10 protein-coding genes are annotated in these 15414 nt (G+C 41.3%); 1 reads left to right on the top strand and 9 read right to left on the bottom strand.

The window, feature by feature from the left end:
• Positions 1-245: 245 nt before the first annotated feature.
• From QUB10_RS27270 to QUB10_RS27240, 7 genes are all read right to left on the bottom strand, one after another.
• Complete coding sequence (locus QUB10_RS27270; RefSeq protein WP_333206315.1) at positions 246-1379, bottom strand: virulence-associated E family protein; 1134 nt, start codon at positions 1377-1379, stop codon at positions 246-248.
• Between the two features lie 324 nt (positions 1380-1703).
• Positions 1704-2894: a tyrosine-type recombinase/integrase gene (locus QUB10_RS27265; protein ID WP_333206314.1), complete on the bottom strand. Its 1191-nt coding sequence runs from the start codon at positions 2892-2894 to the stop codon at positions 1704-1706.
• A gap of 480 nt (positions 2895-3374) precedes the next feature.
• Complete coding sequence (locus tag QUB10_RS27260) at positions 3375-5861, bottom strand: hypothetical protein (RefSeq protein ID WP_333206313.1); 2487 nt, start codon at positions 5859-5861, stop codon at positions 3375-3377.
• Positions 5862-6173: 312 nt separating this feature from the next.
• Entirely contained in the window at positions 6174-8063 is a 1890-nt protein-coding gene (locus QUB10_RS27255) for an aminopeptidase P family protein (protein WP_333206311.1), read from the bottom strand.
• Between the two features lie 16 nt (positions 8064-8079).
• Positions 8080-9249 (bottom strand): pyridoxal phosphate-dependent aminotransferase, encoded by a 1170-nt coding sequence (locus QUB10_RS27250; protein ID WP_333206310.1) that lies wholly within the window; start codon positions 9247-9249, stop codon positions 8080-8082.
• A 119-nt stretch (positions 9250-9368) separates the two neighbouring features.
• Entirely contained in the window at positions 9369-9701 is a 333-nt protein-coding gene (locus tag QUB10_RS27245; RefSeq protein ID WP_333206308.1) for a XisI protein, read from the bottom strand.
• The gene (locus tag QUB10_RS27240) at positions 9689-10108 is read right to left on the bottom strand and encodes a XisH family protein (protein WP_333206306.1); all 420 of its coding nucleotides are present in this window, start codon (positions 10106-10108) and stop codon (positions 9689-9691) included. Before QUB10_RS27240 ends, QUB10_RS27245 begins: the two co-directional genes overlap by 13 nt.
• Positions 10109-10274: 166 nt before the next feature.
• Between QUB10_RS27240 and QUB10_RS27235 the strand changes: the two genes are divergently transcribed.
• Positions 10275-10850 carry a Uma2 family endonuclease gene (locus QUB10_RS27235; protein WP_333206305.1) on the top strand — a complete coding sequence of 192 codons (576 nt, stop codon included), beginning with the start codon at positions 10275-10277 and terminating at the stop codon, positions 10848-10850.
• Positions 10851-10882: 32 nt separating this feature from the next.
• Here the strand turns inward: QUB10_RS27235 and QUB10_RS27230 are convergent, their stop codons facing one another.
• Together QUB10_RS27230 and QUB10_RS27225 are read right to left on the bottom strand one after the other, a co-directional pair.
• Entirely contained in the window at positions 10883-13924 is a 3042-nt protein-coding gene (locus tag QUB10_RS27230) for an SMC family ATPase (protein ID WP_333206304.1), read from the bottom strand.
• 255 nt (positions 13925-14179) lie between these two features.
• Entirely contained in the window at positions 14180-15355 is a 1176-nt protein-coding gene (locus QUB10_RS27225) for an exonuclease SbcCD subunit D (RefSeq protein ID WP_333206302.1), read from the bottom strand.
• Positions 15356-15414 lie beyond the last annotated feature (59 nt).

The following is a 15414-nucleotide window of genomic DNA, read 5'->3' as shown; positions in this document are numbered from 1 at the left end:
GTTAGACTAAAAAAAGCTTTATGGCTTTGATTTTTGAAAAATACCAGTAAGATAATCACATCTGCGGAATGTGGGTTTAACACCATTGGATCTTTATTTTCTCCGGGTCTATCAATTAACTAGATTGACCGATCGATCCAAAGGATTAGTTAAAATGTTACAGTTACACGGTTACACAGTTACAAAATAGCTGAACCCCGTGATATATAAAGGATTCAGCTTGGAACTCAAACGTAACTGAGCAATTACCTAGTTACAGCCACAGGTACTCGCCAGTATTTACCCGGCTTACCGTTGACCCTGCTAGTTTGAGTGGGTTTTTCTAAGCCTAAACCTGTCAGAATATTAGTAATCCTTTCTTCATCTTTTCTAGTCCAAGACTTAGGTTCTTTTCCTATAGCCTGAGTTAAGACATCGCTCAAAACAAAAGGCTCTTGTTGTTTCTCTACCCAATCAGCTACTATATCTTCCCACATATCATTTGCTTCATATTTTTTATTTAGGGCATTAAGCATTTCTTGCTCAGTTTCATTTAAGTAGATAGGATAATTATCTTTATAGGCTTTAACAGCACTAGCCCAAATCAAATCTCTATTTTCTTTTACCCAGTCAATATCTATTTTCTCGTTTACATCTAAGCACCAAAATCTTCTATTACCTGTAGGATCAACTAAAAACTTATCTTTATTCGTTGTACCTACCAGAATAAACTGTCGATGTAGTGTAATCGGTCTACTATCATAAGGCTTGCGATAGGTGTCGCTTGTTTTCGTAATAAACCCCTTTAATTTACTTAAGAGATAAGGTGTAAGACTATCTTCACACTCTCCTAGCTCAATAATCCACTTACTATTGCAAACCATCTGTTCATCTTTGCTATAAGCTTGCAAAGTCATAGAAGTAAATAAGTCCTCTCCTGCTAATGCTTTGAAGAAAGAAGTCTTATAAAACCCTTGAGAACCTTTAAGTATAAGTACAGTATCAAATTGACAACCGGGCTGAAATACTCTAGCTACTGCACCTACTAAAGTCTTAGGTAAAAATACTCCTTCTAAGGAATCAGGGTCAATATGTAGGACTTTCTCATTAAGCTCTCTAAAAACATCTTTGTAGTCTATATCTGGGAACTTAGACTCGCATTCACTTAAGTAATCCTCTAAGGGAGAAAATAAATTTTTCCTAGCGTAGATGTGGGCTAGTTCATAGATATACTTATCATTTTTTAGGACTGTATTATGGTGGAGAAAAACCTGATGCCTAAACTTAGGTAAGTCAAATAGTTCTCCATCCAAGTAAATATCCTTGGTGACTTTGTTAAGCTTTAACCGATCAGCAAAGTTATTAGCAATAATTGCTTTGGTTCCTTGGTAGTTCGTCATATTAAAAAATAGTCAAAAATAGAGAGGAAATAATCATATAAACACCCCGAAAATGTTCTAACGGAGATTGCCATAGCAAAATCGCTAGAAACCGAGAATCTCTAAGTTCTTGCTTGTAAGACAAGAAAATAAGAGACTCCTAAATTGTCAAGGTTCAGTGTTTACCTATTACTCATTATATAAAGTCGTTAATTGAATCGACCGAATAATCAAGGTCAAAATAACCGTAATATCATGTTCGGTTTACCGTACCAACGCACATCAATGAAAAGGATAGAAGTTTTTCGCCTCTATCCTCTTGATTTTCTGTTTTATTTACGAGACTTACAACTCAGGTAAGGTTAAATCCTTCTTAGCTGCTAGGTAATGGTCTAGAATAACTTGAGGACTATTGCCTACCAGTGCTGCTACGGTAGATGGATCATAACCATCCCGAATTAAGCGAGTGATGAATGAGTGCCGAAGATTATAACAGGGTAGGTATTGGCTAATTGTTCCAGACTGGTACAGTTTGATTACTACAGGACGCCATTGCCGATTGAGAAAATTATCTTGATTCAGATATCCTCCCTCTACACTAGGAAAGACTAGATTATTTTCATTTTGACGTTTAGGAATGCGTCTTAAGAGGCTAAGAAGTTGGTCATTGCAAGGGAAAATTCGAGTATTGTAGGTTTTAGTATCCTTTAACTCTCCCTTTGAGTAGGCTTTGCTAACCACTATCACAGTCCTCCCATTTCTTTCTTTGATATCATTCCAATTGAGAGCTATTGCTTCCTCTGGTCGGAAACCTGTTAAAGCTAGAAACTCTACATAACCAGAGTAGTAGGAATGAAAGTAAGCACTAGCAGGTGAACAGAATTCATTACTTGAGAATGACTGAATAATGCGTTTAACTTCTTCAGGCTCAAAGCATTCTTTAGAACGTTTGCTTTTTTGTCCTTTAGGCAGTTGCTTTTTGAGATTGTGATAGGGATTATCACTGATTAACTTAGTTTCAACAGACCAGTTGGAGGCAGCATTGATGTTAGCAATTGCTTTTTTTAAGGTGCTGGAACTGTAATGCTCCAATAATTCCTGCAATAGTAAGTGAGGATTGTCAAGGTCAAGAGCTTCACTGGAAACTTTAGCTAAACACCTCTCTACTTCTTTCCAGTCTTTTTTTTGAGTTGTTTTAGCTACTCGCTGTACATGGGCTTGCTTGTAGTGTTCCCAAACATCTGCTAGATTAAGCTTAGTTACCCGTTGTACAGGTGCTAGTGCTTGTGCGTGTTTAGGAGAATATTTAGCTAGACTCTCATCGAAGCGTTCCATGAGGATATCGCTGTTGATTTCTTGAGCCTTAGCACTGGCTACCTTAAGAGTAGTATCAGTGTCAGCTTTACCGACTGTTATTACGTAACGCTGACCATTGAACCGCCAGCGGATACGATAGCTACCTTGGAATCGCTCTACCGAAACCTTACCGTACTTAGCTACTACACCATCTTTGCTGTGATCAGGGGTGATAAACATGATTCTGGGTATTGGTAAATTTCATACCCGCCTCATACCCAGTTTCTTTGACAGAGGGTATCTAGTAGAGCTTCAAGCCGTTGGTTTACCTCAAAAGTAGTTAAAGCTAGCTGATTTGTAATCAGCCTGTCGCAGGTTCAAATCCTGTCACCAGCTTTCCTGATAAGACCAAGGCTTGATGAAACTTCGAGCCTTGGTCTTATTTTTAGGTATGAAGTGGGTCTAGAACCCCATACCCAACTAAGCTCTTAAAGCTCGGCTTTCTGATATAATGTCCTATCTTAGTAGTCTATAAAAAGTGGGAAGTAAAGCTAAGCTAGATAGGGATTTAGAGCAGGTTGACATTAGTAGGGTATATACCTGTTTTATTTGTTTAAATCTACTAAATATTCATTCTTTTTACTGACCTAAGTCAAAGGTTGAATGCTTTTAGTAGAAAGAGCTAGGATAACTTACCGGGTATAACCTAGCTAGTTGGTCTTATGGGTTAAGTTTTTTAGCAGCAGATAAGCAATCGTGTAACTCTGCTAGATGCTTATTGATATCTTGGTTAGTATTCCAAGTAGGGGATAGGCGATCTAATGTAGAATATAGATCCTCTATCTCTCTCTGCAACAATGACTCAATCCCTAATGTTCTAGTTTTATCTCCATCTTTAAGAATAGAGATTAACTGAATTTTGATTCTATGTTGCCATCGTTGAAGATCATTTGAGTAAATATCAAAAGGCGTAAGGATAACACCCTTTGAGCTTTTAAACCCTATAGACAACTGAGAGAGATGATAGAAAGTGTTAATCAAGTCATCCCATACTAGCGAGCTTAACTCAGGATTAGACTGTATCAAGTTATGCACATTTAGCATTAGTTTTCCTGGGTTTTCCTTTCTAAATGACTGTTGACCTAATTCAATTATCCGATCGCTTGCCTTATTCCAAGTTTTCCAGCCTGCTGTCATCTTCTCAAGTAAAAAAGTTGAATCGTGATCCGTGTAAGGCTTAAGGGTTTTTAGGTCTACTACCTTACCCATATTTACAGCACTCTCAGAAGTGAAAGGACGTAAGAACTTAAGAAAGGTTTTCTTGATTGCATTATACCCATGCCCGGTATCAATGAAGCCCACACTCTTGGCAACTGTAACTTGTACGGCTGATTTATTTTCCCCTACTAACTTATTCCTGTTAGCTGATATGTACTTGTTAATCACCTTAGATAGTTGAGCTTTAGCAAAAGTTACTAACTCTCTATCTGTTTTTTGGCATTCTAGTAGAGCATAAAATATCTCATCATCATTATGATCGTTGAAAGAGGGTGTAACAGTTATCTTTGTGGGGATTATCCCATAATGTCTGTCATGTTGTTCGGGTTTTCCTTCTTCATTGGTTCGGGTGTATCTTTTCTCTGTGTTAGCAGGATCGATTATTTGGATATGATGCTCAGAAATTACTTGCCCCTGGTGCGATATTTCCATGATTAAGCCCTTGCGCGGTTGTTTTTCCCCGTAGTAAACATTAAGCTTGCAATTGGAATAATCAAACTTAGATTGTAGATACTTCCTAATTTCCCCCGTATCTGGTTTATTGACATTGAAGTGTGATCTTAGATTGTGAGTAACCCTACGAACCCAGTTAAGTACACTAGGCAGATTGTGACGGTAGAAGGCTTTATCATCGGGTGAGAGATTAGTTAACCTATACTGGTATTCCTTGTCCTCTACTTCCTGAGTTATCGTAACTATGGCTAACTCATAAAAGCCGTAATATTGCTCCCTATTGCTAGTCAAGAAGGGGGATTTATTTAACTCCTCTCTTAGCTTGTTTTTTGATGTGATAAAGTTAGCAGGGTCTATTTTTTTATCTGCAATTACTCCCTCTTTCAAATTGTTTAACATTGATATCAAGTCAGTGCGAGGAATACCGCCGAAAAACTCAGTAGACAAAGCTTGTAGTCGGGTTATTTCCTTATGTAGGTAGGTGATAGCTGACATTTTTGGGATGTTACCAGCAATATATCTCGCTAAGTCGTAACAGAAAGAGTCTGGGAGTTTAACAGGTAAAGCGGTTAACTTGTATCCGGTAGTAGATGGGTTAAGCTTCATAATAACCGGAGTCGTACCAATTACATCTACAAACTTGGCAGACCCTGTAACTACTTTCTCATTTTCCAACTTAATAGGCTTAGGTGTTTGCTGCTCTACCTTGATTTGACCTTTAGGAGTTTTTTCCTCTACATTAGGGTGGTCAATCCCTTTGAATGTGATAGGTGCGATTTCGTATTCTTTTTTCCAATCAGCAAAAATTATTATTTCAATGACTTTACAGCAAACTTTCTCGAAATCATTATTAACACCTATCTCCTTATTCACCACAAAAACTACATAATAAAGGATATCTCTCAAAATATCTTTACTAGCAGAAACGCACAAGTAATCAAGTAAATTTAAAATAACTCTACTATTTATATTAGATAATAACTCATTATTCTGATACAAAGCTAGTGCGACATTTTCAACCTTGTTTCTGTTTTTCTTTTTATTAAACCACCTTAGCCACGCCTCGATATTAATGTTATATTCAGCAACTAAGATTTTACCGTTAACTATTTGACTAAGAAACTGAGGAGATGAGATGTTGTGATATTGAATTATCGCTCGTTCAATAATCCCTTTAAATTTATTCTGGAACTTTTCTAAGCTTTGTTCTCTACTCTCTGAATCAGTGTGTTGTGTATTGCTATTGCTCGATGTTCTCCTTCTCCACTCACAATTTTTTCCTGTACTTTTGAAATGAGAGAAGTGAGAAACTCTCTCTATACCTTGCTTAAAAAAGACAAGTTCTCTACAATTCTCACAAATTAGACCTAGCTCTTCATAGGATTTATAGGTTAGTCTATAATCATCAGGTGTAAATTTTTCATTTGAAAAGATAGATATGGCAAAAGAAATAGATACTTCTGATTCGGCTTTCATAAAACTTAACCCCCTTGTTTTGGGTGATTATCATTATGAATTTAACAGTAGTCGTCTGCATATACTGTGACTTAAATCACCTAATTGCCCGAAACCCTAAAATTCTATAGTAATAGTTTTAGCTATTTATCAGTAGGTGATTTTATCCTGAGAAGTGTAACTATGTAACTAGGTAACAGTAGGAACATGGCAGTGCCGTGTCCCTATCTGATATGTGCTATTTTGTACCTTTGGGGCGGGATCGCGTGCCCACCCCACAAGAGTTTCCCGAAAAACAGGTGCACAAGTTAAATGTGCGACAAATTACAAGGCTTAACCTAACGCAGCGCAGGCTTTTTTCAACCACTCAAGTGTTGCTGCATCAAGTACGGGTTCCAGTTTCTCGACTACAGCACCATGATAATTATTTAACCATGCGAGTTGAGTCTTTGAGAGCCGATCGACATTTATTAATTTGCGCTCAAACGGAATATACGTCAGCGATTCAAATCCGTACCAAACCAAACCGTTTTTGGATGGCATTTCCCTGACAACATAGAGATTTTCGATGCGAATTCCGCCCCATCCCGGTTCGTAATATCCCGGTTCGATGCTTGTTACCATTCCGGCTTCCAGGGGATACTGCACAGATTTGCTGATGCCGTTGGGCCCTTCGTGACCGGCTAAAAACGCGCCGACTCCGTGCCCTGTACCGTGTCCGTAGTCTAGCTGTTCTTGCCATAATACCGCACGGGCGATCGCATCTAATTGCGCTCCCGTTGTTCCTTTGGGAAATTGCTGCATTGCACAGTTGATGTGCGCGATTAAGACTGTTGTGTAGTGTTCTATTTGTAGCGCCGTCGGTTCTCCGATACTTACTGTTCTCGTATCGTCGGTTGTACCTGCTAAATATTGCGCTCCTGAGTCCAATAACAGCAGTTCCCCCGGTTTTAACGTTATTTCTGGGCTGGGGGTTCCGTAATGTACGATCGAGCTATTGGCTCCCGCACCGGCGATCGTTCTAAAAGTTAAAGTCTGAAAATCTGTTTCTTGCTGGTAAAAATGTTCGATGCTTTCTTTGACATCAAACTCGGTAACTACCTTACCATTTTTTAGCTGTTCTGTCAACCACTTTAAAGTCAAAGTTTTCGCTCGACTTGCTTTGAAATTGGCTGATTTCATCTGCTCGATTTCTACGGGATTTTTGCGAGCTTTAATCCCTTCTACCGGATGTGTCTCAAAAACTATTTCGATGTTGTAAAACTGTGCTTCTTGATGGTTTAATATTAACTGGTACGTGCCTGCTGTGCTGTGTTTTGGGTCTAAAAGTACCCGAACTTTATGTGGCAAATTTACGCAAGTTTCTAATGTATGCGGATAGTCTGCGTAGGGAAGCAAAGTTACATCCGCCCTCAATTCTTGCTTGATTTCGGGGGAAATTCGTTCAGGATTTGTAAACAAAAACGCTGAATCTGTGGTGACAATGGCATAGGATATGAAAATGGGAATGTGGGGAATATCCGAGCCTCGGAGATTGAACAGCCACGCTATTTGATTGAGGTTGGTAATCGGAAGCACATCAATGTTGGCTTTTTGCATCGCTTCCCTGACTCTGGCTAATTTTTCGGCCGCAGTTTCTCCTGTCAGGGATACAGGTAAGCTAAATATGGGCTCTGCATCAATCGCGGGTAAAGTCTCTGCTGTTTGCCAAGGAGTTTGCGATCGCACTTTGTCGGTCAAATTCTCCGGGATTGGTATGAGTTCAATCTCCGCAGTTGCAAATTTTTTCACCCAATTTTGATATTGCTCTGTCGCTACGGTAAACGGGTCAAAACCCATGCGAATTTTAGTTGATTTTTTGGCTGATTCTACAGCCAATTTTTCTAAAGTTTCAATTAAGGTTAAATTTCCTTCTAAGCCGAGTTTCGATATTTGAATAATTCCAGTATCGACTTGCAATTCGGCTTGTTCGTAATAGCGGGAATCCACAAACAACCAAGCGGAATCTTTGCCAACCAACAAATCACCAGCGGAACCCGTAAAACCGCACATCCAAGCTCGCCGCTGCTTCGCTGCTGGAACGGATAAATTTAAGTGTTCGTCAACCGCTGGGATGTAATAGCAATCTAATTCATAATCTGCCATCAAATCGCGCAAGTCTGCCAGTCTTGCAGCGGAGGTATCTTGGATATTTGTATTTGCTTTTAAATTAGTGGCAACCATGTTGAATCTTCCTATTTTACTTGTTTAAAATTGTCTTCAAACCTTTAACTAATCTCCTAATACCTGCGGTGGCGGTTGCTTTCTCCAAAGCACCGTAAGCAACCCGCAAATAGCAGCCGTTATCCATGCCGAAGGTGGTACCGGGAAGCACTGCTACGTGATATTCGCGAATTAATTTTTCTACTAATTCCATTGTATCGATTTCAGTATCAACTTTCAAGAAAAAGTAAAATGCTCCGCAGGCTGGGGAAATTGTACACAAATTTTGGATGGTATTGAGTTCGTCTAATACCAGTTGGCGCACGGATGCGATCGCCCTTACATAATTATCGCAGTAACCTCTACCAACTTGCAAGGCTCCCAGGGCTGCATACTGAGAAATTACGGGCGGACAAATTAAGATTGTATCTTGAATCTTTCTCACAGAAACGAGCAAGTGTTCTGGTATTACCATATACCCGATCCGCCAACTCGCAAAACCGTAGGCTTTGGAGAGGCTAAACAGGGAAATTGTATGTTCGCTGCTGTTGGGAAAAGCGGCGGGCGAACAGTGTTTGACGCCGTTATAAGTAAAATATTCGTAGGCTTCATCGCTGATGTGATATATGTTGTGCTGGCGACAAATTTCGTTAACTTCTTGGAGTGCTTCGGCTGAATAAACAACACCAGTGGGATTATTTGGTGAAATGGTAACTATGGCTCGCGTTTTGTCGGTAATTGCTTTTTTTATAGCATCGAGATTAAGTTGATATTTGGCGTCAGTTTCTACTATCACAGGTCGGCAATTTGCCATAATTGCCGCCATTTCGTGATTGAAGTAATAAGGTGATTGGATAATAACTTCGTCCCCCGCTGAGGTGATAGCAAGAATGGCGTTGGTAAATCCCATATTGCTACCGGCGGTAACGACAATGCAGTTTTTGCTATTAATTTCTATATCGTTATCGGTTTTGAGTTTGGCTGCGATTGCATCCTGTAATTGTGGAATTCCTTCGACAGCTTTATATTTGTGATTGTCGAGATTTGCGAAGAATTCGGGAATTTTCTCAAATGATTCTTGTGGCGGATTGTAGTAAACTACACCTTGTCCTAAAGATATTGTTCCCGGATTTTGGCGAATCAGTTCGCCTACTACTGGAATTATTGGCGACTGTACTGATTGCATTCGAGTGGGGTCATTTTTCATATAATATTTGTTTCTTGGGGGGGTTTGACTAAATTGACATAACTTACAGATTAGAACCCCGAATCATTGGATAAGTCGGGGTTGTAGGAATTTTGTTGTTTGGGAGATTATTTAATGATCTACGCTATCGCAAATCCAGTAAATTGCCGTACATAAGGCGATCGAAATCCCAACACAATATCTGTTTTAGGGACTCCAAATTCTAGAAATTGATTGGCAATTCCTGCTTCCGTAAAATCGCGCTGAATCCAAATCTTTCCATCTTTGATATCAACATGAATGGGACATCCATGAATTCGTTCTTCATCCCGCCATCCCACATACAACAATAAATAGCGGTCGCGTTCCGTATCGAAAACAATTTCAGTGGTTTCTACATCTTGCTCAGACTGCTCTGTCGCGTGTTGATGTATGACTTTCTGAACTAACTGGCGATAATCTAATCTTTCCATAATGTTATCTCCTGTCCCTTCACATGAAAAACCAGCATCTTTACTTGATATCGTTCTAACACAGTTTGAACAAACGAGTCTGTAAAAAAATCTTGATAGATATCTGTAGGCACTGCCAAATACAGCACTCGTTCTGATTCCAATTTTTCCAATGCTACTCGATAATTAAGAAATTGACCAACAGCCGTATGGAATTCTGACAGCGCCGACAAGCCCACAAAACTTTTTACTTCTACTGCTATTTTTTGCCTCCCCTTTTCGGCAGAAAGTAATTTCTCTCCTCCCAAATCTATCTGCATTTTTACTTGAGAAGTTACTTTTAGAAACAGAGGATCGTGAGTAATTGTCCATCCATCTTTCTCCAAAGCCGCACGTACTGTGTTGTGAAAGATATCTTTGGCTGACATGATTTAAAAAATAGTTTTACTATATTCAAAAAGTATCTATTGCGATCATTATAACTTAGCAAGTGCCGACAAACAAGTAAAAAGTCTAAACTTTTGACTAAATTATAGATTGAAAATAGCGATCGTGCTAAAATGAAATATCAGCTCATAACGGGAGAAAGTTCCTATGTCAACGATGACTGTCAAAGATGTTGAGCAAGTTCAAAAGGCTTTTTCTGAAGCTGGTTTAGATTACCAAATTGAACTAGAAGACGGGAGACTTTCAATTATGGGCCCATCTGACATCGTATCCAGTGAAATCAGCAGCCGTCTCATTGCCTTTCTTTTCGCTTGGGTAAATCCCCGCCGTCTCGGACGAGTTTTTGACTCCGCAGGCGGCTTTATTATGCCAGATACTAACGTCAAAGCCCCCGATGTTTCCTTTGTGCGCGCCGCACGATTGCGCCAAAGTCCGCGTTATTTTGGACAGTTGGTTCCCGATTTTGTGGTAGAGATTAAGTCTCAAAGCGATCGCCTTAAGCCAATCGAAACCAAGGTTTTGAAGTTTGTTGAGCTCGGATCGATTGTCGGAATTGCGATCGATCCTGATGCAGAAACAGTGAAGATTTATCGAGCGGCTGGCGAACCACAAATTTTACAAAATGGCGATATCTTAACATTACCAGAACTTTTCCCCGGTTGGGAATTGCCCGTTTCAGAATTGTGGCCTCCTATCTTTACAGAAGAAGAAACACAATTCTAGAAAAACTACAATATATCGCAAAAAGTAGAGACTTAAACTCTTTCAACTTCTATTTTAGAACCTTGCGGCGACTTAAAGACTTTAACTTGTGCTGGCAATCTTTCGCCCAATTCTCTAACGTGGGTAATCACTCCAATCAGCCTGTCTCGCTGCCGCAAAGATTCTAAAATTTGAGTAACGCTTTCGAGAGTTTCGGTATCTAAAGTGCCAAATCCTTCATCGAGAAATAAGCTGCCCAAGTGAGTTCCTTGAGACAGTTTTTCTGACAAAGCTAAAGCCATTGATAAGGAAGTGGCAAAGGTTTCGCCACCGGAAAGAGTACGCACTCGTCTAGCTTCGCCGCCGTTCCAATTATCTGCTACCCAGTATTCGCCGTCTTGGTTTATTAGTTTGTAGCGATTTTCGGTTAATTCTTGCAAAATTAATGTGGCGCTGCCGACTAATTCTGCTTCTAAATGTTCTAAAATGTAGGATTGAAATTCGTTGGATTTGAGGTTCTGCGCTAAGGTGTGATAAGTTTGCTCTTGTTCTGTGAAATTTGTGATTTGCTGTGACAGTCTTTCGGCTTGTTCGAGATTTTGAGCTGCTACTTGAATCCAAGCTAACAGTTCGGCGCGGTTGTTGTTGGCTTGTTTGAGGTTTTCTTGGGCGGTATGTTTTGCCGATCGCACTTGTGCTAAATTATTCTCATCGGTAGTTCTGCCTGCGATCGCCTCGCTCAAATCTTTTGCCCGCGTCTCTAACTGAATTTTTGATTCGCGGTGAAAGCGAATAGCATTTTCCCATTCTGATTGTTCCTTAACTGTCGCAACCGCTGCTAAAAAGGTCTCTTCTGTGAAATCAGCCGCCGTTAATTTTGCTGACCAATCGAGGTTTAGCTGCTGTTTATGAGCCTGGGCTTGCCCAAAAGCCTCTCCAGCTTGTTGCTCTCTCTCTGCTGCTTGAATAACCTTATTTTGAGCAGTTTGATATGATTTTTCGGCAACTTTAAGCAGATTTGCCAAGTCTTGTTTGTCTTGTTCTAAGACTTTTGCTAAATTAGCATAAGGTTGATATTCGGTAATTTGATAAAGCGCATTTACACAACTTTGGAACTGCTGCTGGCGGCGGTCTGATTCGGCGATCGCATCTTGATATTCCTGCTGTTTAGCTGCTTGAGTCGCCACCGCCAAATTAAATCTTTCCTGAAAATTATCATATTCCAATGATGCCAGTTGGAACTGCTGTTCGGTTTCGCGGTATTGGCGATCGCTCTCTTTAAGGATTGCCAACTCCTGCTGCAACCCCAAGCTTTCCCACTGAGAATTTTCCAGAACTTGAGTGATTTGCTGCTGCAATTCTGCAACTCTATTCGCAGTTAATTCGAGCATTTGAGCAATTTCCGACTCTTTTTGCAGGCAGGCTGCCACTGCACTTTTTCCCTCAGCAGCCAACCTTTGAGCATCTTGAAAAAGCTGATTTGCCCCCGCCAATTTCCGCCGCAAACCAGCGACATCGACAATATTAGAATCTGGCAAAGGAGGCAGGCTCTCGCTCTCAGGATGCACCCCCCCGCACACCGGGCAAGTATCGCCAGAATTCAGCGACATTCTGATAGCAGCAACACTCTCTAAACGTGCCGCTTCCGCATTAGCGGTTTGGGCCACTTCTAACTCGCGGGCGCACTCTTTTAGCCTGAGTTCAACGGCTTCTAAATTAGTGGTAGCCTTCACATAATTTTGTTGAGCTTTTTCCTTATCTGCCAGAGATTTATCCAACTGTTCTTGCTGAGTCTTTTGCTGCTTGGTAATTAGCTGAAGTTCCATCAATAAGGGTGAAATTTGCTGCAATCGCTCTAAACGCTTTCCTCCCGGCGCATACTGTTCGAGCTGTGCCGCTGCTTGAGTAACTCGAAAACCCGCGCCTTGAATTTTAGTGTTAGCAGCTTGCAGGTCTTTATCTGCTGCCATAAAAAAGCGGAGTTTTTCCTGTTGAACTTTTTGGGCAAGCGCAACTTCTTTTTCTAATTGAGCGCGCTGTTCTTCATATACTTTAGCAGCAGCTAGAGCATCTTCGCGAGCCTTAATTTGTGGCGCTAGCACCTCTTCTTTGGCTTTTGCCGCGTCAAGTTGCTGCTGCTCTACTGCCAGCTCAGAGCGAGCTTTAATTAACTGCTTTCGCGCTGCCACCGAGGCACTTTCCGCAGTTTCATACTGAGTGCGAGCCGATCGCACTAAAGCCCAATCTCCCTGTAAATGATTGGCAGCTTGCGCTCTTTCTAAACGCTGTGCTAAAATTGCAACCTCAGCAGAATTAGCATTTAATTGGGTCAGTTGTTGTTGTAACTCTTGCCAGCGAGCGATTTGCGAAAATAGCTGTTCCTCTTCATCTAGAGCCTTCTGAGCTTTCATAACGGCGCGATCGAAATCGGGCAACTGCTGTTCTAAAATCAAAAGTTGCGATCGTCTTTGATCCACCTCATCAGCCGTCGGCGCACTCAAATCCGCTAGCTGCCTTTCCACCATTTCCCGTTCCTGTTTCAGCAACTTTGCGAGCTCATTTGTTTCCTTCCGCATCTGCTCAAAAATCTCAAATCCTGCTAGCTGCCGCAAAATTTCCCGACGTTTTGAAGTATCCCCTTTAATAAACTCATCAAACTTGCCTTGAGGCAGAACAATTGCGCGCGTAAAAGTATCAAAATCCATTCCTAAAATCTGTTCAATAGTATTTTGAACAGCAACGATACTCGTCCCCAAAGTTTCCCATTGGCCATTTTGCCAGTTGTCCAAAATCACCTTATTTTCGGGAGATTTCGGACGAAAACGCCACCTTCGCGTCACCCGATACTGTGCCGAACCCACAGCAAAACGCAACTGCACTTTTAAATTTTCGCTGCCTTGACTTGCCAAATCACTTACTTGTTTGCCGCTGCGAGTAGTCGTGCCAAAAAGAGCGTAAGTCATGGCATCTAGCAGTGAAGATTTGCCCGCACCTGTAGCACCAGTAATGGCAAACAAATCGAGTTGAGAAAAATCTAAACGCTGTTCGCGGTGGAAGCTGGTAAATCCTTCGAGAATAAGTTCGAGTGGACGCATACTGATTTTAGATTTTAGATTTGGGGTTTTAGATTGTTATATTCCGGTCTAGTGTCTTCCTTCTACAGTCTTCCCGATCCCCCCTAACCCCCCTTAATAAGGGGGGAACAAGAGTATTATCAAAGTCAACCCCTACTCCCCAACAATCAGGGGGATTTAGGGGGATCTAGACTCGACTACAAGCGACATTGAGCGTGGGTTTCCGTCTTAAAACTATGTAAAATTTGAGAGTGTAGATTGTATCTTTTTACGCATTTAATTGTTAACTGTTTCCTTAAACTTCTTGTACAAATTTTTAAATTCCTCCAATACTGCCGGTTTCGGTGTCGTTCCCAATCGGTTTTGATAATAGTTGCAAAACTCGGCTGCCGGATCAAAATTATTGGGATCGATATTAGTTATTTCTGTTGCTTCTAGCGCTGCATCTGGATAGCGCGGTTCAATTAACAGCGCTTGAGAACAGATTTGGCGCACTCGATCGGCAAGTCCGATTTGCGGACTGTCCAGTTCGACAATTACTTTCAAGAAACCCGGATGGTACTGATGAGCTTGTAAAGTTTCATCGAGATTGTCGTTATGACATTTAAGCACTTTTAACGGCTTGTGGCAAGCCACAGGCTTAAATTCCACCTTTGCCTGACTTCCCGGCTCAACTTCTATCAAGCAAAATCCTTTTTCCTGTTCCGCTTCTCCAAAATCTAGCTGAATCAAGGAACCGGAATAATAAGCGGGAGAAGTCTCAGAAATCCGCTGGTGAATGTGGATGTGTCCGAGGGCAACATACTGAGCTTCCGGCGGCAGAGTTTGCGATGATAGCAGGTATTTTTCTCGCGTGTAATAAGCGACTTCGGATTTGGTCAATCGAGCGCCGTCAATGCTCATGTGTCCCATGAGAAAATTGACAGTATTGTCTCTAAACTCTCTGGTTAAATCTTCGAGTAAATATGCTACGATTTCGCGGTAATCTTTTCGGCGATCGGCATCGCCCGACTGCCAGAGAGAATTAGCATCTAACAGTCTTTGTTCGGAAGCAAAAGGCATCGCTCCCACACAAAGTTTACCACTTTTTGTATTAAGAGTAATTGTGCCGCCGTCGGCGGAAAGCCTGGGTTTGCCTAAAGCGCGAACACCGGCGAGGGAAAGCAATTGCGCGATGCTGTCGATGCGGGAGGCCGAATCGTGATTACCGGCGATCGCAATTGCGGGAATTCCGGCGGCTTGTAGTTCGCAGAAAAAGTTATAAGCAATGCGTTCGGCGTAAGCGGGAGGGTTGGGTACGTCGAAAATGTCGCCCGCAACGAGCACAGCATCCACATCCAAGGCTTTTGCTTGCTTCAAAATCTGTTCGAGGGCGATCGCAATTTCAAAAGTGCGATCGATCCCTCGAAAACGTCGCCCTAAATGCCAGTCAGCAGTATGAATTATTCGCATAGTACGAGGAGTATTTTGTTTATGTTAACTGAGATGTTGTACCTTTTCAAGAACGGGCA

It is taken from the genome of Microcoleus sp. B5-D4 (assembly GCF_036705145.1).
GTDB lineage: Bacteria > Cyanobacteriota > Cyanobacteriia > Cyanobacteriales > Microcoleaceae > Microcoleus.
The sequence above is the reverse complement of the archived record's forward strand: the minus strand, read 5'-3'. Positions and strand labels throughout refer to the sequence as shown.

What these genes read in the sequence shown, in the direction of transcription:
- QUB10_RS27270 (WP_333206315.1), bottom strand. Translation starts at nt 1,379, where the DNA reads ATGACGAACTACCAAGGAACCAAAGCAATTATTGCTAATAACTTTGCT.
- QUB10_RS27225 (WP_333206302.1), bottom strand. Translation starts at nt 15,355, where the DNA reads ATGCGAATAATTCATACTGCTGACTGGCATTTAGGGCGACGTTTTCGA.
- QUB10_RS27250 (WP_333206310.1), bottom strand. Translation starts at nt 9,249, where the DNA reads ATGAAAAATGACCCCACTCGAATGCAATCAGTACAGTCGCCAATAATT.
- QUB10_RS27235 (WP_333206305.1), top strand. Translation starts at nt 10,275, where the DNA reads ATGTCAACGATGACTGTCAAAGATGTTGAGCAAGTTCAAAAGGCTTTT.
- QUB10_RS27255 (WP_333206311.1), bottom strand. Translation starts at nt 8,063, where the DNA reads ATGGTTGCCACTAATTTAAAAGCAAATACAAATATCCAAGATACCTCC.
- QUB10_RS27265 (WP_333206314.1), bottom strand. Translation starts at nt 2,894, where the DNA reads ATGTTTATCACCCCTGATCACAGCAAAGATGGTGTAGTAGCTAAGTAC.
- QUB10_RS27260 (WP_333206313.1), bottom strand. Translation starts at nt 5,861, where the DNA reads ATGAAAGCCGAATCAGAAGTATCTATTTCTTTTGCCATATCTATCTTT.
- QUB10_RS27245 (WP_333206308.1), bottom strand. Translation starts at nt 9,701, where the DNA reads ATGGAAAGATTAGATTATCGCCAGTTAGTTCAGAAAGTCATACATCAA.
- QUB10_RS27240 (WP_333206306.1), bottom strand. Translation starts at nt 10,108, where the DNA reads ATGTCAGCCAAAGATATCTTTCACAACACAGTACGTGCGGCTTTGGAG.
- QUB10_RS27230 (WP_333206304.1), bottom strand. Translation starts at nt 13,924, where the DNA reads ATGCGTCCACTCGAACTTATTCTCGAAGGATTTACCAGCTTCCACCGC.